General features: G+C 67.3%; 11 protein-coding genes. 4 read left to right on the top strand and 7 right to left on the bottom strand.

From position 1 onward, the window contains the following. Positions 1-18 precede the first annotated feature (18 nt). The 4 genes from GQ464_RS11310 to GQ464_RS11295 all read left to right on the top strand — a co-directional run bounded on the left by GQ464_RS11310 (position 19) and on the right by GQ464_RS11295 (position 5,079). Entirely contained in the window at positions 19-879 is an 861-nt protein-coding gene (locus GQ464_RS11310; RefSeq protein WP_166978292.1) for a substrate-binding periplasmic protein, read from the top strand. Beyond that, entirely contained in the window at positions 876-2,345 is a 1,470-nt protein-coding gene (locus GQ464_RS11305) for a sensor histidine kinase (protein WP_166978294.1), read from the top strand. The genes GQ464_RS11310 and GQ464_RS11305 overlap by 4 nt, the downstream gene beginning before the upstream one ends. Before the next feature lie 126 nt (positions 2,346-2,471). After that, positions 2,472-3,482, top strand: coding sequence for a sugar phosphate isomerase/epimerase family protein (locus GQ464_RS11300; RefSeq protein WP_166978296.1), 1,011 nt, complete (start codon positions 2,472-2,474; stop codon positions 3,480-3,482). Positions 3,483-3,582: 100 nt separating this feature from the next. Beyond that, positions 3,583-5,079, top strand: coding sequence for an NADP-dependent isocitrate dehydrogenase (locus tag GQ464_RS11295; RefSeq protein WP_166978298.1), 1,497 nt, complete (start codon positions 3,583-3,585; stop codon positions 5,077-5,079). A gap of 7 nt (positions 5,080-5,086) precedes the next feature. On the opposite strand, the gene GQ464_RS11290 is transcribed toward GQ464_RS11295, so the two are convergent. The 7 genes from GQ464_RS11290 to GQ464_RS11260 all read right to left on the bottom strand — a co-directional run bounded on the left by GQ464_RS11290 (position 5,087) and on the right by GQ464_RS11260 (position 19,691). Continuing rightward, on the bottom strand, positions 5,087-6,358 hold the full coding sequence (locus GQ464_RS11290; protein WP_166978300.1) for a peptidylprolyl isomerase: 1,272 nt from the start codon (positions 6,356-6,358) through the stop codon (positions 5,087-5,089). A 17-nt stretch (positions 6,359-6,375) separates the two neighbouring features. Beyond that, on the bottom strand, positions 6,376-7,971 hold the full coding sequence (locus GQ464_RS11285) for an endo-1,4-beta-xylanase (RefSeq protein WP_166978302.1): 1,596 nt from the start codon (positions 7,969-7,971) through the stop codon (positions 6,376-6,378). Between the two features lie 101 nt (positions 7,972-8,072). Then, positions 8,073-10,787 carry a sugar-binding protein gene (locus GQ464_RS11280; RefSeq protein ID WP_166978304.1) on the bottom strand — a complete coding sequence of 905 codons (2,715 nt, stop codon included), beginning with the start codon at positions 10,785-10,787 and terminating at the stop codon, positions 8,073-8,075. 74 nt (positions 10,788-10,861) lie between these two features. Next, a complete protein-coding gene (locus tag GQ464_RS11275; RefSeq protein ID WP_166978306.1) occupies positions 10,862-11,923 on the bottom strand; it encodes a PorV/PorQ family protein in 1,062 nt (353 codons plus the stop codon). An 8-nt stretch (positions 11,924-11,931) separates the two neighbouring features. Beyond that, positions 11,932-15,351, bottom strand: a complete 3,420-nt coding sequence (locus GQ464_RS11270; protein WP_166978308.1) for a fibronectin type III domain-containing protein — start codon at positions 15,349-15,351, stop codon at positions 11,932-11,934. 25 nt (positions 15,352-15,376) lie between these two features. Next, positions 15,377-18,154: a TonB-dependent receptor gene (locus GQ464_RS11265; protein ID WP_166978310.1), complete on the bottom strand. Its 2,778-nt coding sequence runs from the start codon at positions 18,152-18,154 to the stop codon at positions 15,377-15,379. Between the two features lie 484 nt (positions 18,155-18,638). Continuing rightward, complete coding sequence (locus GQ464_RS11260) at positions 18,639-19,691, bottom strand: LacI family DNA-binding transcriptional regulator (protein WP_166978312.1); 1,053 nt, start codon at positions 19,689-19,691, stop codon at positions 18,639-18,641. Positions 19,692-19,758 lie beyond the last annotated feature (67 nt).

Raw genomic sequence — 19,758 nt, 5'->3', positions numbered from 1 at the left:
CTGAGCACGACCTCCGCCATGCCGCCTTCTGTTTGCCGGGCCCTGTGCCTGTTGGTCGCTCTGGCATTCGGGACCTCGGTGGCCCGGACCCAGCCGCTGGTGGTCCGCCACATCGCCCCGGATGCGAGAACCGGCGCCGGAAACCAGTACTTCGTCGAACTGCTCGACCTGGCGCTTCAGAAAGCCGGCAAGCCGTACCGGCGCGAGGTGAGCACCCTGGACCTGTACCAGGGACGGGCCCTGTTTCGCCTGCAGAAGGGACAGGACCTGGACGTCGTCTGGACGATGACCTCCGCCGAGCGTGAGGCCATGCCCGGCATCCGTCCCATCCGCTTCGCGTTGCAGCAGGGCCTCATCGGGTACCGGCTCCTGCTCGTCAACGCCGCCGACACGGCCCGCTTCTGCGCCCTCGATGACCCCGCCGAATTAAAACGGCTGGCGGCCGGGCAGCAGCACGACTGGCCCGACACCCAGATCCTGCAGGCCAACGGTTTCCGTGTCGAAACGGCCCCGACCTACGAGGCGCTCTTCCGCATGCTCCAGCGGCGGCGCTTCGATTATTTTCCCCGCTCGGTTCTCGAGATCTGGGGCGAGGCGGCCCGGCACGCCGATCAGGGGCTGGTGGTAGACCGCTGCCTGCTCATCCAGTACCCCGCCGCCGTCTATTTCTTCGTGCGGGAGGGAGACGACGAACTGGCCGAGCGCCTGGAAACAGGACTGCGCCGTGCCCTGGCTGACGGCTCCTTCAATGCCCTGTTCGAAAAATACTACGGAAACGTGCTGGCCCGTGCGCGCCTGAAGGAGCGACGTCGCTTCACGCTGGAGAACCTCTTGTTGCCACCCGGCACCCGGATTGACCCGCCGTCCTTCCTCAGGTGATCGACGTGTTTCACGCCCTGCGCACCCGTACGCTGACGCGGGACCTGCTCCTCGGCACCACCTTCACCATCGTGGCCGTGGTGACCCTCTCGGGCCTCCTCATGTATGCCTATTCCATCCAGCGACACGCCGAGGCCCTCAAGCACGAGGCCGACGACCTGAGCACCCAGCTGGCCAAATTGCTGGCTCAACCGCTCTGGAACGTCAACCCGGAAGGAGCGGCACAGATCGGCCGGGTCTACGCGGCACGTACCAACGTGGTCTACCTGCACATCGTGGACGAGGAGGGACGCCTCATCTTCGAGTTCACCCTCCCGGCTGAAGCACGGACGAACGATGTCATTCAGCGCACCCGCCCTATCATGCACAACGGGTACGCGGTCGGCACGGTGACGCTGGCCCTGTCGCTGACCCGCATGCAGGCCGAAAACCGGGCCATCCTCACAGCGCTCTCCCTGACCGGACTGCTCCTGATCGTCGCTCTCCTAGGCCTGATTCTCTGGGTGTTCCGTCGCTTTCTGCACCGCCCCCTGACCCTGCTGGCGGAAAACCTCCATCACATCGCCCGGGGCGACTATAGCCAGCGCCTCGCTCTCCTCGGCCTGGCCGACCTCGACGCCATCATACAGGCCGTCAACACCATGACGACTGCCATCCAGGAGCGCGACGAACGCCTGCATCGTATCAACGAAGAACTCGAAGCACGCGTGGCGCAACGCACAAGTGAACTGGAGGAAAAGAACGCGGCCCTGGAGATCGTCAATGCGGAACTCGAACGGTTTACCTACACCGTCTCGCACGACCTGAAGACGCCCCTCGTGACCATCAAGGGCTTTCTCGGCCTGCTCGAGCGCGACATCGCCACCGGCAACACGGCGCGTATCCGGGAGGACCTGCAGCACATCGGCAACGCCGCGGACCGGATGCAGCAATTGCTGGAAGACCTGCTCGAACTCTCCCGGGCCGGCCGGCTGATGAATCCACCGGCGGCCGTACCCCTGCACGAACCCGTCCGGCAGGCGCTCGAACAGGTGGGCACCCACCACCACCGCGTCACGTTCGACGTGCCCCCGGAGCTACCCACCGTGTGGGCCGACCGCGACCGCCTCGCCGAGGTCTTTCAGAACCTGATCGAAAACGCCATCAAGTTCATGGGCGACCAGCCAGCGCCGCGCGTCGAGATCCGGGCCACGTGCAACGCACATGAGGTCCTGTGCTCGGTCCGGGACAATGGCATCGGGATCGACCCGGCCTACCACGAAAACATTTTCGAGCTGTTCAATCGCCTTGATCCGAATGTGGAAGGCACCGGGGTGGGGCTGGCCGTGGTCAAACGGATCATCGAGGGGCACGGCGGGCGCATCTGGGTCGAATCCGAAGGCCGGGGGCACGGTGCCTGCTTCCGTTTCACGCTGCCGATCCCCCCGGAAGACGCCCCGCCCGCCGGCCGGGACGCAGGCCGATGAAACCCGTCGCAGGCGGCCGGTCGCCCGGGGGCCGGCCGCCCCGGATCCCGCTGGCGTGTCTCCCGTATTTTTGATATTCTTCCCTGCGTTCTGCGTTTGCGAATCCTATCCCATCGAATCAAGGCCATGGGACGACCCGTCACGCTTTTCACCGGCCAGTGGGCCGACCTGCCGCTGGAAACCCTCGCCGAGAAGGCCGCTTCGTGGGGCTATGACGGCCTCGAACTCGCCTGCTGGGGCGACCACTTCGACGTGCACCGGGCCCTGGAGGACGACGCCTACTGCCAGGGCCGGCACGACCTGCTGGCCCGCTACGGCCTGAAGGTCTGGGCCATCTCGAACCACCTCGTCGGGCAGGCCGTCTGCGACCCGATCGATGCGCGGCACCGGGCCATCCTGCCGCCGCACGTCTGGGGCGACGGAGACCCCGAAGGGGTGCGCCGCCGCGCCGCCGAGGAGATGAAGGCCACCGCCCGCGCCGCCGCCCGCCTGGGCGTGCAGGTGGTCAACGGCTTCACCGGCAGCGGCATCTGGCACCTGCTCTACAGCTTTCCCCCCGTCGACCCCGCCACGCTCGACGAAGGATTCGCCGACTTTGCCGCCCGCTGGAACCCCATCCTCGACGTCTTCGACGAGGTGGGCGTGCGCTTCGCGCTGGAGGTGCACCCCACCGAGATCGCCTTCGACGTCGTCACGGCCGAGCGGGCGCTCGAAGCACTGGGCCACCGCGAGGCCTTCGGCTTCAACTTCGACCCGAGCCACCTCGGCTATCAGGGCGTGGACTACATCGTCTTCCTCGAGCGCTTCGCCGACCGCATCTACCATGTCCACATGAAAGACGTGTGGTGGTCTGCCACGCCGCGCCTCTCGGGCGTCTTCGGCGGGCACCTCCCCTTCGGCGACCGCCGCCGGTTCTGGGACTTCCGCTCCCTCGGGCGCGGCAGCATCGACTTCGAGGAAATCATCCGGATGCTCAACCGTATCGGCTACGACGGCCCGCTCTCGGTCGAGTGGGAAGACAGCGGCATGCACCGCGAGCACGGCGCCGCCGAGGCGTGCGACTTCGTCCGCGCCGTCGACTTCCGCCCCTCGGACGTGGCCTTCGACGCCGCCTTCGCCGAGACCGCCGACGACTGAGACCGGGCGACGGGAACGACGTGCCCCCGCCGTGAAACCGCGCCCGCGGGTCCGCATACAACGCCGCGCCGCCAACCTTTCACCCGGGAAAAGCATCCGCATGAACACCACGCACGCCCCGCATATCCAGGACGCCCCCTCCACCGAGACGACCACCCCGACGCCGGTCACCATTGCCTATGGTGACGGCATCGGGCCCGAGATCATGGAGGCGACGCTCCGGATCCTCGACGCCGCCCGCGCCCCGCTGACCTACGACGTCATCGAAGTCGGCAAGTCCGTCTACGAGCGGGGGCACACCTCCGGCATCGCGCCGGAAGCGTGGCAGACGATCCGGCGCAACCGGGTCTTTCTGAAGGCGCCCATCACCACGCCGCAGGGGGGCGGCTACAAGAGCCTCAACGTCACGATCCGCAAGACGCTCAACCTGTACGCCAACGTCCGGCCCTCGAAGTCGTACGCGCCGTTCGTGATGTCCCTGCACCCCGGCATGGACCTGGTCATCATCCGGGAGAACGAGGAAGACCTCTACGCCGGGATCGAGCACCGGCAGACCCCGGAGGTGGCCCAGATCCTGAAGCTCATCACCCGGCCGGGGTCGGAGCGCATCATCCGCTACGCCTTCGAATACGCCCGCGCCTACGGCCGCCGCAAGGTGACCTGCATGACGAAGGACAACATCATGAAGATCACCGACGGGCTGTTCCACCGGGTCTTCGACGAGGTCGCGGCGGAATACCCGGACCTCGAGGCCGAGCACCAGATCATCGACATCGGGGCGGCGCGCGTGGCGGCCCAGCCCGAGCAGTTCGACGTCATCGTCACGCTCAACCTCTACGGCGACATCCTCTCCGACATCGCCGCGCAGATTGCCGGCTCGGTGGGGCTGGCCGGCTCGGCCAACATCGGGGACGAGGTGGCCATGTTCGAGGCCGTGCACGGCTCGGCGCCCGACATCGCCGGCAAGGACGTGGCCAACCCCTCGGGGCTGCTGGTGGCCGCCACGCAGATGCTCGTGCACCTCGGGCTGGGCGAGGTGGCCGGGCGCATCAAGAATGCCTGGCTCCGCACCCTGGAAGACGGCATCCACACGGCGGACATCTACCGGCCGGGCCTGAGCCATCGCGAGGTGGGCACGCGGCAGTTCACGCAGGCCGTCATCGACCGCCTCGGCGAGCAGCCCCGGCGGCTGCAACCCGTCCAGTACCGGCCCGGCGGCATCCGCGTCGCGGCCCGGTCCCATCCCCGCCCGGAGAAGACGCTCGTCGGCGTCGATGCGTTCATCGACTGGGACGAGGAAGGGCGCGACCCGAACGTCATCGGCGGGCGCCTCGAGGCCGCGGCCGGCACGGCCGGCTGGCGGCTGAAGATGATCACCAACCGGGGCGTGAAGGTCTACCCGGAAGGACTGCCCGAGACGTTCTGCACCGACCACTGGCGCTGCCGCTTCCTCCCGGCCCACGACGGCCCGGCGACGTTCCCGGACGTGCTCTCCCTGCTGAAGGCGCTCCACGAAGCCGGCTTCGAGGTGATCAAGACGGAGCACCTCTACACGTTCGACGGCGAGCGGGGCTACTCGCTCGGGCAGGGAGAATAGCCGGCGGTCAGGGCCGCTGCGTTCGCCGGAGGGTATCGCCGAGGTAGGCGTTGGCCAGGAACTGCACGGTCTCGCGCACCCGGGGATCCCGGTCGAGCCCCTCGGCCAGGCCCAGGCGGCCCAGCACCTCGTTGCGCAGCGCCCGCCCCACCGAGGCCATCGGGCGATACCGCACCTCACGGTACGGCAACACCGGCAGCCAGTGGGCATAGTCGGCCACGGTGAAGGCCTGCACCGTGCCGTCGAGGGTATAGGTCAGCAGCACCGTCTCGGGCGTCAGCGCCCGGCGTACGGCTTCGACCTCCTCGTCCGAGACAGTGACCTCCGGGGGCGGGACGGTCTCCGGCCGTATCGCCGCCTGAACCGCCTGCACCAGTTCCCGGGCCGCCTGCTCGTCCACCCGCACGTCGAGGCCCTCCATCAGCCGGCGGATGAACCGGTCGCCCTCCAGGCGGAGCCGCCGGATCCGGAGCCGCGCGGCGATGCCTTTGCGCCGGTACAGGTACTCCGACTCGGCCAGCAGCGGCTGATACAGGCGCTCCTCCACGCGCAGGATGTGCCAGCCGAAGCGCGAACGCACCGGCGGCGAGACAGCGCCGACCCGCAGCGTCTCGGCCACCGCGGCGACGGCGTCGTCCAGATCCGCATAGCGTGCGAAGCCCAGGTAGCCGGCCGTCGAGTCGAAGGCCGGCGTCTGGAAGACCTCGTTGGCCAGCGCCACGAAATCCTCGCCGGCCCGCAACCGCTCGTAGGCCGCCCCGGCGGCAGCGGGGTCCCGGAAGAAGAGATGCCGGAGGGCCACCGTCTCCTTGCTGCGCCGGAACGCCTCGCGGATCTCCGCCTCGGAGGGCGGCGGCAGCGAATCGGAGAAGTGCTTTTCGACGTAGCGGGCCCCGACGGCCAGCTTGATCTGGCGGTCCATGTAGGCCCGGAAGTCCGGCTGCTCGTCGTAGCCCAGGCGCCGGGCCTCTCCGGCCAGCAGGTACGTGTCGACGATCAGGTCCAGATGCCGGCGACGGTTGGCGGGGGTGTCGTTTCGGCCGGAGCGGATCAGGTATTCGACGTAGGACTTGTTGAAACGGCCGACCGTGATCTCATATCCGAGGATTCGGGCCAGCACCAGGGAGTCGGCCGGCGCGTTGGTCTGCCGGGAGTCGATCCACGCGCGGCCGACCGGCGTCAGCTCCGGTACGCCGGCCCGGTCCGGCTGGGCGTGCACGGGCGGCACCAGCGTCGCCAGGCAGAGACCGCAACCGAGCAGGATGTTCCACACGCGCATGGCCGGTCCTCCCCGTATCAGTGCGTCTTGACCAGGCGGCCGGTGATCCGCTCCGTGCCGGCCTGCAGGTGGTAGAGGTAGAGGCCGGCGGGCCAGCGGGCGCCGTCGATCCGCACCTGGTGCCGGCCGGCAGGCCGGTCGGCATGCAGGGCATAGACGCGGCGCCCCAGCAGGTCATAGACGGCCAGCGAGACCGTCGCCGGGCGTTCGAGCCGGTACCGCAACCACGTGCCGTCCCGGAAGGGGTTGGGGGCCACGGCTTCGACGTGCATCCACCGGTCCGGGGTTTCGGCGCCGCGCTCGCGGGACAACACCCGCGGCAGCACGATCTCCACGACGGTCGTGTCGTCGTGGCTCGCCAAGCGGAAGGTCGTCGCCCCGGTGGCCTCTCCGGCCTGCACTTCGAGGTCGTAGTCCCCCAGAAAGCCGCGCATCTCCCACACGCCCTCCGCATCCGTCACGCCCGTCGTATCCGTCCACCACCGGTCGAAGACCAGGTCCAGAAACACTTCGCCGGAGGGTTTCAGGCTCCAGTCCGTCCGGAAAAGCGGGGCGTTGTCGCGCCAGTGCGCGCCGTCCCAGAACCCCCACATCACGAAGCTCTCGACGGCCGGATGGCTGAAGATCAGGGTGAGGAAATCCTCCAGGTACGCGGCTTCCGCCTCTTCCGAGACACCGCGGACGTCATATTCCGTGATGGCCAGGGGCAACCCGAACACGGCCATCTCGTCCAGGGCAGCTTCGACCTGGGTCATGCTCGGGAGCGGGGCGCTCAGGTGCCCCTGGATGCCGATCCCGCCCAGCGGAGCGCCCCGGGCCAGCAAGCGGTTGATGATCGCCTTGTAGTAGTTTCGGGTGGACTGCTCGTTCGCGTAGTTGTTGATGATGTTGTATTCGTTGACGAACAGGCGTGCCGTGGAGTCGGCTTCCCGGGCCCAGTTGAACACCTCGGTATAGAGGTCTTCACCCACCTCGTAATCCGGCCAGCTCTGGAACACGTCCCGCAGCGCGGTCAGGTGCGCCGGCTCGTTGACCACATCCCAGGCTGCCAGTTTGCCCCGGATGTCCCGGTGCTCGGCCAGTGCGAAGACGTGTTCGCGGATCCGGTCCCGGATATAGGCCGGGTCGTTCCGGTTGTCCTCCAGGTCACCGGGCAGCCACTGCCAGTCCGGCCACAGAAGGGTATGGCCCCGGATGTCGTAGCCCTTGGCCCGCAGCCAGTTGATCACGTCGATCTTGCGCCGGTTCGAGATCGGCCATTCGGATTCCCAGGAGGGCCATTTGAGAGCGTTCTCGGGGGTGGCGCGGTTGAAGCTGCGCCCGTCGCCCGTGAGGTCTTCGAGCAGGGCCCGGTACGTCGGGTTGTAGCCGGAGCCCATCACCAGCCCGAAGTTGACGGCCGTGCCGAAACCGAAGGCGTGGCGGATCATGCGCGCGTGCACCCCGGCACCGGGCACCGGCCGGCCCTCGGTGTCGAGCACCCGCACCCGGAGCGTTCCCTTCCGGTACTGTTCGATGCGTGCCAGGGCCTCCTCCCGCCAGGCCTGCCCGTAGGCGGGCAGGCAGAGCAGGCCGGCCAGGACCAGCCATCCCAGTCTACGAAGTCGTTTCACCTGTTGCCGATGTTGTGGAGAAGGGAGGGGAAGGAACGCGCTTCCCCTCCCTTGCTCCGTGAAGTCCCCGGGGGGGACGAACTTCCGTCTCGGGCCGTGGGCTACCGCACCACCACCATCGACCGCGTCGCGACGTGCCGCCCGGCCCGGACCTGGTAGAAATACAGCCCGGCCGACAGGCGCGAGGCGTCGAAGTGCAGTTCATGCGTACCGGCCGCCTGCATCTGATCGACGAGCGTCTGCACCTCCTGGCCGAGGGTGTTGTAGACCTTGACCACCACCCGTTCCGGTCGCGGCAGGTCATACCGGATCCAGGTGGTACGCGAGAACGGGTTGGGGTAGTTGGCATAGACCTGGAACCGGGTGGGCACGCCGTCCGGCCCGGGCGGCTCCGTGCCGACGGCGAAGCGATCGCCGATCCAGGTGTAGAACCAGTACCGCGGCGATTCCCAGGAGTTGTCGTCGTTGTCGGGCGAGTAGGTCAGGATGCCTTCGCGGGCCTGCCCGCCGACGTCGTTGTCCATGATGACGATGTCGAGCGGCACCCGCATGCCGTTCTTCGGCTGGAACAGCGGCGCCGTGTCGAAGGCGTGGGCATCGAAGCGGATGCGGGCCTCGATGACGTAGCCCCGGTCCGTCCGGGCCCAGGCATAGTCGGGCGAGCCGGCCTCGACCTCCGACCCGCCGTCCCGGAAGAAGACCTGCCGGTAGAGGTAGAACTTGTAGTCGGGTTCGTTGCCGGTCATGAACCGGTCGTGTTTGGGGCCGCGGCTGTCGTAGAGGCCGATGTAGAGTTCGGCGCCGTCGTAGAGCCAGCGCTCGGAGGTGACGCCGTCGGGCACGGGGAAGTAGGCGTCGTCGGTGACGTCCACGGCCACGTAGAGGGCTTCGTTGTCGACGGCCAGGTAGACGTCGGCCGAGAGGTCATCGGGGCCGTTGATCTCGAAGCCCTGCGCGACGTGGCCGTAGAAGTCGCCGTTCGGCTCCAGATGGATGGGCGTGCCGGACCACTCGCTCAGGTCGCCGTCGGCCGCGAAGTTGGCCGGCGGTGTCATGGAGATGGTCGGCAGGCCTTTGGCCAGGTTCGTGACCGGGCTGGGGAGCATCGTCGGCACGGAGGTATTACCCGCTTCGTCCGTGATGGTGATGGCATAGTGGTAGGAGACCTCCGTGTCGTCGTTCGGATAGAAGAGGCGGTGGGTGAAGATGCCCGTGCCCTCCGGGAGGTTGCTCGCGGCCACGATGACCCCCGGCTGGGAGACGGAGTCGATGGGAGCCTCACTGAAGTAGATGGTATAGGTCTCCCGGCTCTCGCCCGGCACGTCCTGCCAGGAGATCAGGTTTTCGTAGGACTGGGTTGCGAGCACGTCGAAGCCCTGCACGGCCTCGGGCGGCGTGAAGTCGGTCTGGCGTTCCCCGTAGCTGGTGAGCCGGTCGAACAGGATCCGGCCGCTGGAGGAAGCCCCTTCCGAGATCTGGACCTGGAGTTGCCAGCCGCCGATCTGGTCCAGGTTCAGTGTTTCGTCGCCGCGCTCGCCGACCCAGCTCGGGATCGCGAAGCCGTCGAGAGGCAGGAGCAACCGCCGCCACTGGCCCGTCGTGTCGTCCAGCACATTGACGACGTTGCTGTAGTGCCATTCTTCCTTCTGGCCCGTGCTGTAGTCGAACAGCTTGAGGTTGACCCACACGCTGGCCGGGTCGCTGGCCGGTTCGAGCACCTTGTAGAAAAGGCTCAGGTGGGTGCGGGCCGTCATGTCGGGGAAGAACTGGCCGGCGTTCAGATCCCGCTGTATGTCGACGCTGCCGCCCCAGCCCTGATCGCCCACCAGGTTGTAGGTCAGGTCGATGGCGCCGCTCCCCTGCGTCGTGTCGGTGGTGGCCTCCAGGGTATAGCTGCCGGCGTTGCTGTTTTTCCAGTGGGCCAGGGCGCCGGGGTCGTCGAATGAGCCGAGCAGTTCGTAGCGCACACCCGAGACGTACAGCTCGTCGAAGACGATGGTGCCGAAGAGGGTGCTGTCGTTGGCGGCGCCGGCCTGCGGCCCGGTGAACTCGATCGTGAGCGAGCCGATCTTGTCCAGGTCCAGCTTGCCGTTGCCGAGCAGGCCGCTCCAGCATCCCGACGTTTGCAGCGGGTCGCCGCCGGCCTGGCAGCCGGGCCGGGAGAACCCGCCCGCGGGGACCGTCTGGCCGGGCAGGCCGAGGTCTACGAGCGGCACGGTCCACACCTTCCATTCACCCGAGGCATCGGTGTAGACGTCGCCCGACTCGGTGTACCAGTCTTCGGTCACGGCGCTGGGCTCGGTGCCGACGCCCTCGCTTGCATCGTGGAGCTTGATCCGGATGGTGGCGGCCGCATTGGCGGGCACGAGGGTCTTGTAACGCAGGTGGATGTGGGTGAAGTCGGACAGGTCCCAGAGCGAGGCCTGGCTGAAGAAGGCGTCGGGATCCGGGCTTTCGGGGCTGCTCACGCCCGGATCGGGCCGGATGTAGAGCAGGCCGTTCGAGCCGCCCCAGGACTGGTCGGTGAAGAGCGACCAGTCCACCTGCACGGCTTTGCCGCGCGTGCCGGGGTCCCCGTCCCCGTACTCGAAGAAGACGAAGTATTCCCGTCCTTCGGGGTAGGAGACGGTGTCGGGATCATAGCCGAAGTTGACCGGGGCGCCGTAGCTGGTCCAGAGGCTGTCGAAGTCGACCAGGGCGTCGAAGGTGAAGATCTGGGGGACGCGGGGTACCGGCTGCCCCAGGGCGCGCAGGGTCACACCGAGGGTGCCGACCAGGGCCAGCGCCATCATCGTGGTGGTAACATTACGGTTCATGGAACCCCTCTCTGTGTTTGGTGGACGCTTATCTGACAGGGACCCGACCCCGGAGGAGCCGGGCAGATGTTGTTTCAGAAGTAGAGCCGCAGGTCGAGCATGGTCACGTGGCCCAGGAGTTCAAACGGGACGTAGGCGACGTCGGCCCCGAAGCGGAGCGTGCCCAGCTGCAGGTCCAGTCCCCCGCCCAGGGTCAGGTGGGCATAGGTGTTCCGCAGGGGCAGGTCTTTGTAGCCGGCCCGCAGGTCCAGATTCGCCCCGCCCATCATGAAGCGCAGCTCGGCCCCGGCGTCGGCATTGAGGCCGTTGTCGGTCGGCTGGTGCGCGTCGGCGTAGAGTTCGAGCCGCATCTGGCCGGTCTGGATCACCGGCCAGGCCGTGCCGAACTTGAACGACAGGGGCAACTCCCAGCGTTGCGTCTCCAGCTGGGCGGGCAGGGCATCGTTGCTGCCGTCGTTCGTAGGGTCGATGTCGACGAAGACGCGCGTGTTGACGCCGCGCATCTGCATCTCACCGCCGAAGTTCATGATGGAGGCAGCCAGGCGCAGGCCGTTCAGATAGCCGGTCGTCAGCACGAAGCCGACGTCGACGGCCAGCGTCCGCGCGGACATGTCGTAGATCTGCTGCCGTACATACTTGGCCGTGCCGCCGAGGAAGAACGTGTTGGTCAGCGGCTGCGCGTAGCTGAGGCCGATGACGAAGTCGGTGGCCCCGAACGTCTCGCCGGTCCCTTCCGGCAGTTCGACGGTGCGCACCTCCATCCGGCCGTAATCCAGCTGGGCCAGCGACAGGCCCACCACCCCGCTGGCCGTCACGGGCACCACCAGCCCGAAGGCGTTGTAGTCGATGCCGGCCAGCCAGCGCGTGTGGGTGAAGAAGACCGCCCCCCGGTTTTCGGCGTCGTAGGACCGGGCCGCCCCGGCCGGATTCCAGAAGAGGGCATCGGCCCCGCTCGTGACGGCGGTGTAGGCATGCCCCAGGGCACTGCCCCGCGCGCCGGTGCCGAGGATGAGGAAGGGGGCGGCCGAGGTACCGGTCCGGCTCTGGCCCTGCACGGGCGCGCCCTTCCCCAGCCCGCCCAGCAACAGGGCCGTCAACAGGATCCGCCCCACCGGTATGCGCTGCTGCGTACGCATGAAAGCCTCTATTTGACGATCGCGAACTTACCGACCTTTTCGCCGATGCCGGGGGCCTCCACGTGGTAGAGGTAGATCCCGTAGGCCACTTCCTGCCCGTCTTCCGTCAGCAGGTCCCACCAGGCGACCCCGTCGCCGCCGGTCCCCTCGTGATGGAGGCGGCGGACCAGCTCCCCCCGCACGTTGAAGATGCGGATGGTGCACCGCTCGGGCAGGTGGATGAACTGGATGCGCCGGGGCCCGCGTCCCTGAATCTGGGTACGCGGCTCCCACTCGGCCGCCGCGATGTAGGGGTTCGGCACCACGGCGATCTTGTCCAGTTCCTGCCGGGCCAGGTCCTCGTCCACGTGCCCCGGCCGCATGGTGAACTGGAAATAGTCGTTCCGGGAGAAGGGGCGGAAGGTCGAGATCCGGATTCGATTGCCCGGGGCCGGCGCGATGCTCTCCGCCCCGGCGGCCGAGAAGGTGAGCACGTAGCGGAAGCGGTGCACGTTGAAACGCACCTCGGCCAGCACGAGCGCATCGCCGGGCAGGTCCACGGCCCCGTTCTCGTTCAGGTCCCGCACGAGCAACTCGCAGGGCGCGCCGGTGGACACGTTCCGGCACCACACGGGGATCTGCACCCGGCGCAGGTGGCCGGGGTAGGGCCGGTTGGGTGTCGTGTAGAGGGAATCGGCCCACCAGATTTCGTATTCGTGGGGCGCCGGCACCCCGAAGTTCGTCTGATCCTCCTCGATCGCGACGGTCCAGTTGGTCTGGTAGCCCGGGAGCTGGCGCGGGTTGCGGGAGAAGAGCTCCTCTTCGGAGGCATGCCCCACCCAGCCCGTCCGGTTCCAGTCGACGGCCCGTTCGTCATTGTGGATCGTGATCACGAAGCCATCGACCGCCACGGTGTTCTGCGGCGATTCGACGAGCGGCGTCCGGGGCAGGAGGACCTCGTTCGTGGTGGCATTCCAGAGCGCATAGTGGGTGGTGCGGTACGTGTCCCCCGTTCCCTCGGTGGTGTCCGAGAAGACCAGCCGGTAGACGACGTCGGGGTCGATCTCCGCGCTGTTGACCACCGTCACCTCGATGCGCCCCGTCCCGATGCCCTCGGTGGGACGGCTCAGGTCTTCGTTCGTGGAGGCGGGGACGTAGCCCGCCGCCCGCGCCCGTGGCGTGACGATGGCCACGTTGGGCGTATGGCCGCGGATGTTGCCGGCCTGGTCCACGTTGACGCTGAAGGTGTTCTCCTGCGGGTCGATGGGCTGGGGATCGGGGTTGAGGGAGTCGGGCTCGGGCGTGAAGCCGTGGTCGTAGGCCACCAGGGCGTAGTAGTAGGTCTTGCCGTTGATGACGTCACGGTCGATGTAGCTGAACTGCAACCCCGTGTTGCTCCCCAGGTTGTAGAAGGCGGTGTTCTCCAGCACCGGCACATTGCCCGCATGCTCGTTGACCAGGTCCCACTGGGCCAGGGGTTTGTAGAAGGTGGGGATCCCGCTGGCGTTGGTGATCACACGGGCATCCGAGAGCAGCGGGTCGGTGCCCTTGTACAGTTTGAAGCCCTCGAAGTCGAACTGCTGCGTGAAGCGGTCGAAGCTGGCCAGCGCGAGCGTGTCCCAGGAGAGGACCACGTAGCCGTCCCCCGCCTCGGCCTTGAGCGTGGGCATGATGGGCGGCTGCGCGAAGCGGTAGTCGGCGTTGTAGATCTGCTGGACGGTCTGCCGGTTTTTGAAGAAGTCCTGCTCGTCCTCGCCAAAGATCCAGCCGAGCGAGAAGAAGTCGGTTTCGTTGGGACCGAGCTCGACGGGGCCGGAGCTGAAGTTCAGGAACGGCTCGACGTTGGCCACCAGCTGCCGGGGTTCCTGGCCCAGGGCGAACTGGGACTCCCGGATACGGGCCCACATCCAGGTGTCGTCCCGGAGGTTGTCGCCGGCCTCGTAGAAGGGGCGGGTGCCCAGGTGGAAGCCGGTCAGGCCGATCTGGTCGCTCTCGTCGACGTCGAGCTGGTCGAAGTTGGGCTCGCCGGGGGTGGGGATGCCGTCGCACTCGCCGGTATCCGGGCCGCTGTAGTCCAGGTCGAAGGGGTGCTGGCCGTCCCGGCCGACGTCGTCGTTGACCAGCTCGCCGGGGTCACAGAGGCCGTTGTTGTTGGCGTCGTCGAAGCCGATCCAGTCCAGGTCCTCGTCGCCGGTCCACCAGCGGCCGGCGCGGTAGGCAGGGCGCTGCTCCAGGGGGCCGTAGTGCTGCTCGAAGAGCGCCAGGTCGTAGTTGGCCTCGACGTAGGCGCGGATGGCGTCCTGTCCTTCGATCAGGACGCCGGGGCCGCCGAAGCGCCCCTCGTCGCGGATGCCGTCCTCGTCGTTGTCGAGGGCGTCGTGGTCGTTGGCCGGGCTTTCCAGAAAGGCAAATCCCGTATAGCCGAGCCGGTAGGTGCCGCCCGTCATGTGCTGGCCGATGCCGTCGTGATCCCAGCCGTAGGCCACGTCGATCTGCGGGTTGAAGGCAGCGCTCTCGTCCGTCTCCTCGTTGCCCAGGCCATAGTCCACCACCTGGGTGAAGTAGAGGCCGGTCCGCGGCTGGCCGGGCACGTCGGCGAGCACCTCGCCGAAACGCGTCTGCCCCAGGTTCGTGATGCGATAGATCATGAACATCACGTCCTCGGCCAGGATGTTGCCCCACTGGAGCAGGCGCACGCCGACCTGCAGGCCGATGCCGCCCCGGGTCGAGTCGGCGGGGTCCGGGTAATAGATACCGTAGGCGCTGTTGGGGCGGCGCGTCACCGGGTCGATCAGGTACTCCCCGTCGGCGAGGTCGTCCATCACGTAGAAGCTCTCCTGGTCGGCGTTGAACACCCCCTTGCCGAACATGCCGTTCCACCGGCCGGCCCACCCGGGATCGTCCGGCTCGCTGAGCTTGTCCGGCCAGAACGAGGGCCAGGAAGCCGGGTCGGTGCTGAGGGCCGGCACGGGTTGTCGCTGGCCGGTGATGGGGTCCCGCCGGAAGGGGTTGTGGAAGCCCGGGAGCGGCAGCCAGCCCCAGACGCGGCCGTCGGCGGGGTTGACCTTCGTCCCGGCCGAGCGGTAGTGGATGCTGACGGGGTTGAGCAGCGTGTCCGGCGTGCCGGCCGGCCAGAAGTTGTAGGGCGCCCGGCTCCACTTGGCCCGCTCGCCCCGCACCAGGCCGGCGACCACCACGCCGACGCCGTCGATGTGGCGCCCGCCGATCGTCTTGGGCCAGACCCCCCAGGGCATATCGTTCCAGCGGGCCATCTCGCCGTGGTTGCGGTAGTTCGTCTCGATCAGGTTGCCGTTGAGGACGCCGCGTGCCACGGCATCCTCAGTTCCCCGGTATTCGGGCGGGATGGTCGTGCCCTCCTGGGCCTGCACGGCCACGGCCCACCCGAGCATCAGGGCCAGCAGGCCGGCGCGCCGCCGGCGCCGCGTCATACCACGTAACACCTTGCTGTACATCCTAGAAATCATACCGAAGCCCGAAGTAGACCTGCCGGGGTGCGGAAAACCAGCTCTGACGGAAGAAGTACTCGTCGAGGCTGTTGACCCCGCCCGGCTGCGTTCCCGTGCGTTCGAACTGTTCTTTGGTGACCGACTCGTCGCCCCGGCCGGTATCTTCGTAGACGCCGTAGTGAATCATGGCGTCGAAGAGGTTGTCCACCTGCAGGATCAGCCGCAGCCGTTCGTCGAGCACCGGGGGGCGCAGGTAGAGGCGCAGGTCCGTGATGAAGCCGCTGGGACGATCCGCGTTGTTTTTGATGTAGGAACGGATGAAGCGGCGGATGGTGGTGTACGGGGTGCCGGTCTGATACCGCCCGAAGAGTGTCAGGGAAAGGGCCTTGCCGGGATGGACCGTGATGCTGGCGTTGAGCACGTGCCGCCGGTCCCAGTCCAGCCGCACCAGCGACAGGATGGCCTCCTCGCCGCTCTGGTAGCGCTGGAAGGCCTCGTCCGGATCCGACGAGGTGCCCCCGGCGAACTGCAGCGTGTAGTCGAGGTCCCAGGTGACGGGCCCGCCCGGGCGCTGGTAGAGGGAGAACGTGATGCCCCGGGTAGCGCCCACGTCCCGGTTGATGTAGCGGACGAAGTTGGTGGTCGTGCGCACGTCGCGCTGGATCTCCACCCCCGTCAGGTTCCGGATATCCTTGGCAAAGAGGGTCAGCTCCACGCCCAGGTCTTCGGTGAGTCCCTGCTGCAGGCCCACCTCGAAGTGCAGGGTGCGTTCGGGGTTCAGCGCGGGGTTGCCGAAGTAGGTGCTGGCATCGGCCGGGTTGACCTCGTACTCGGGGTTCGTGTAGAGGATGCTCAACTGCGGCACCTGGAAGAACAGCCCGGCCGAGAAGCGGATGACGCCGGTGGCGGAGATGGGGAAGGCGATCCCGAGACGCGGGCTGATCTGGTAGCGGGCGCGCGCCGGGCGGCGGTTGTAGAGCGAGTCGCCCGTCGCCTGCCCGTCCGCATCGATGACGGGAATGTAGCGCTGGTTGGCCTGCGTCCAGTCGAGAGGGATCTCATAGTCGGGGTCGAAATAATCGAACCGGAGGCCGGCATTTACGATCAGGTTTTTGAATTCCATCTTGTCCTGGACGTAGGCGGCCAGCTCGTAGGGGCGGGCCCGCAGGGTGTCCCGGGCGAAGGGTTCCGGCGAAGGCATGGGCAGCCAGCCCGTGCGCGAGCTGACCTCGATGCCGTAGCTGCCGTTGTCGATCCGGTGCAGCCGGGCCGAGAAGCCGGCCTTGATCTGGTGGACCCGGCTGATCTGGTTCGTGTAGTCGGCCAGGAAGGTGTGGGTGACGGTCCGGTCGCGGGCATTGAAAAGGTCGTTGCCGCCCACGTCGAAGGCATTGCCGCCCTCGAGCGAGCTGAGCCGGGAAGAGACGTAGCGCCGGTCCAGCAGGCCTGTCTCCGTGAAGTCCTCCGGCACGTCGTACAGGCGCGAGGCGCCCCGGTCGCGCAGGTAGCTGTAGTTGAGGTTGGCGAACGACCGTGCGCTGGGCGTCAGGCGTACGCTGAACAGGTGCAGCTGGCTGCTGTTGTACCAGCGGTTGATGCCGTCGGGCACGTATTTTTGCTGGTGGGTGATGTTGCGCCCGGTGGCGTCCTGCCAGACCAGGTTGTACTCGAGGCGCACGCCGGGAAGGAGCTGGTAGGTCAGGGCGCCGTTGAACGAGTAGCGCCGCATGTGCGAGGGCACGAACGCCTGGTCCCCGGTGGATTCGATGAGCCAGGTCTCGGGGTTGCCGGCGCTCAGGTTCTGCGACGAGTCCGACGGCATGAAGAGCCGGCGCCCGATCACGTGGCCCTCGGAGTAGAGATAGCGCCCGGTAACGCGCAGGCCCAGCCGGTCGCGCCAGAGGGGCCCGCCCAGCGAAAGCTGCAGGTCCTGCTGGCCCGGGAACCGGGCCGCCTCGGTGTAGGAAACCGTTTCCGACGTGAAGTCATCATAGCGCAGGCCCGCGCCGGGAGCGGCCAGGCGCCGCACGAATTCCAGCTCGCGGCTGCTGACCACCCCTCCCGTCTCGACCGCGAACGAACCGGTCCACCGGCGCGGCACCCCTTTCGTGACGATGTTCACCACCCCGGACATGGCCTGGCCGTACTCGGCGTTGAAGACCCCGCTGATGACCTCCAGGGCCGAAACCATGTTTTTCTCCACCTCCAGCGCCGCGCTGTTGGTGTAGGGGTTGTTGATCGGCACGCCGTTGATCAGGTAGGCGACCTCGCCCAGGCGACCGCCCCGGAAGTGCCCGTCGACGACGCCCGCCTGCTGGTTGATCACCTCCCCCAGGTTGGTCACCGGCAGGGCTTCCAGCTCTTCCTCGCCCACAAACGCGGTGGTTGTGGTCCGGTCCATCTGCACGATGGGCCGTTCCGCCACCACGACGACCTCCTCGCCCTCGATCACCGTCTCCTCCATCCGCACGTCGAGCGTGGTCGTCTTGTCCGGCTCCACCTGCACGTTCGTCACCCGCACGTCGGCATACCCGATGTATTTGAAGACCAGCGTGTAGGTGCCGGGCCGAACGTTGAGGATCATGTAGTAGCCGTCGAGGTTGGTGACCGTGCCCTGGCCGGTCTCCTCGATGACGATCTGCACCCCCGGCAGGGGCTGCCCGGTGGCGGCCTCGGTGACGACCCCGGCGATCTTGCCGGTCGTCTCCGCACCGACCGCGGCACCGGCCAGGGTCCCCAGCACCCCCACCAGCGCGATCCGCCTGAACAGCCGTCTCATCATCATGGTGCTCGTCTTGCCTGTGTTGCTGGCGAAAACCGGGATCGTTGCACGCCCGCTCGATCCTTCACCACCCGTTACGAGGGATTCCACGTAACCGACAAGAATGAAGCGGTTCAAATTTCATTCTTGCTCAAAATAAAATCCCGGGGCGGGTGTGTCAATCATAATATGACTTTATCTTAAAATCTACCTCCCGGCAAAAAAAAATGGAAGCCGGACCTGATGGCTCCCTCACCTGCCAGAGAAAGCAGAAGCGCCAGGCAGCGCCCCGCCCCCGATGAAACGAGCCCGGCCATGAAACGATGAAATACTTCAACCAGACCGGAAATGCAGGGATATCGGCGCACCAGACGAGCGGCAGAGGCCTCGCCTTCGCCCTTCGGGCCCCGTTCAGCATACCCGCTTTGCGGAGAGGGATGTGAAGAGATCCCGCCAGCCGGGAGCACCGTGAGGTTGAAAGGAATAGCCGTGCCGGCCGGTGCCGGTCCTACCACGTGCGGGTCGAAGCACGTTCGACCAGCTCGGCTTCCAGCACGATATGGCGGGGAGCACCGGCCGTTCCCTTATCCCGGGCCTCGATCCACGCCAGCAGGAGCGCGGCGGCCCGCTCGCCCATCTCGCGTTTGGGCACACGCACGGTCGTCAGCGGGGTGGACAGATAGGCCGCCTGGGGGATGTCGTCGAAACCGACGACGGATACCTCGTCGGGCACACGGATGCCCAGTTCGTGCAACGCCCGCAGCACCCCCATTGCCACCAGGTCGTTGAAGCAAGTGACGCCGGTGGGTCGCAGGCGCCGGCGCGCCCCGAAGTACTTCATGGCCGCCTCGTACCCGTCGTGCAGGTGTGCCCCGGCCGGAATGATGACGTCGTCCGTGAAGCGAAGGTGGGACTGGCTGAAGGCTTTTTCCGTACCCAGGATGCGGTCCCGCGTGTGCTGCGTGTAGGGCGGTCCGGCGAAATGCACGATCCGCTCGTGCCCGCCCTGAAGCAGGTAGGCGGCGGCCCTCTGTGCGGCCCTGACGTTGTCGACGCTGACGACGTTCACCGGCAGGCCCTGCACGGCTTCCAGCAACACGAACGGGTACTCGGCGCGTCGCAGCATGAACAGGTGGGACAGGTCGGCCCGGGCATCCAGGATCGGGGCGATGACGGCCCCCTGCACGAACCGGTTACGGAAGGCCTTCAGCAGCTCGCCCTCTTTCTCGTAGCTCCCTTCCGACGTGCACACGAACGAGAGGTACCCGCGGGCGGCAAGGTATTCCTGCGCGCCGATGACCACCTCGGCGTAGAACGGGTTGTCCACCTCCTTGATGATCAGCCCGATGGCCCGCTCGAACACGTTGCCGTCCCCCTGTGTGGCGGCCAGCGCCCGCGCCGACGGCGAGGGCTGATATCCGAGTTCGTCGATGGCGGCCAGCACGCGTCGCCGCGTGCGCTCCCGGACCGTCGGGCGGTTGTTCAACACCGCCGAAACCGTCCCGACCGACACCCCGGCCCGGTGTGCCACGTCTGCAATCGTAACCCGGTCTCGAGCCATTCGCACGTACAGGTCCTGTGAGGTCCGGGCGGAAATTTAGGCATAACGGCTTTTGTCCGGCAAGAAA

This window comes from Rhodocaloribacter litoris (assembly GCF_011682235.2).
GTDB classification, from domain to species: Bacteria; Bacteroidota; Rhodothermia; order Rhodothermales; family ISCAR-4553; genus Rhodocaloribacter; species Rhodocaloribacter litoris.
Note: the sequence above shows the minus strand (reverse complement) of the source record. Positions and strands in the feature narration are given on the sequence as shown.

Coding starts and splice junctions, on each gene's coding strand:
- GQ464_RS11295 (WP_166978298.1), top strand. CDS start 3,583: ATGAACACCACGCACGCCCCGCATATCCAGGACGCCCCCTCCACCGAG.
- GQ464_RS11260 (WP_166978312.1), bottom strand. CDS start 19,691: ATGGCTCGAGACCGGGTTACGATTGCAGACGTGGCACACCGGGCCGGG.
- GQ464_RS11275 (WP_166978306.1), bottom strand. CDS start 11,923: ATGCGTACGCAGCAGCGCATACCGGTGGGGCGGATCCTGTTGACGGCC.
- GQ464_RS11290 (WP_166978300.1), bottom strand. CDS start 6,358: ATGCGCGTGTGGAACATCCTGCTCGGTTGCGGTCTCTGCCTGGCGACG.
- GQ464_RS11280 (WP_166978304.1), bottom strand. CDS start 10,787: ATGAACCGTAATGTTACCACCACGATGATGGCGCTGGCCCTGGTCGGC.
- GQ464_RS11310 (WP_166978292.1), top strand. CDS start 19: ATGCCGCCTTCTGTTTGCCGGGCCCTGTGCCTGTTGGTCGCTCTGGCA.
- GQ464_RS11300 (WP_166978296.1), top strand. CDS start 2,472: ATGGGACGACCCGTCACGCTTTTCACCGGCCAGTGGGCCGACCTGCCG.
- GQ464_RS11270 (WP_166978308.1), bottom strand. CDS start 15,351: ATGACGCGGCGCCGGCGGCGCGCCGGCCTGCTGGCCCTGATGCTCGGG.
- GQ464_RS11265 (WP_166978310.1), bottom strand. CDS start 18,154: ATGATGATGAGACGGCTGTTCAGGCGGATCGCGCTGGTGGGGGTGCTG.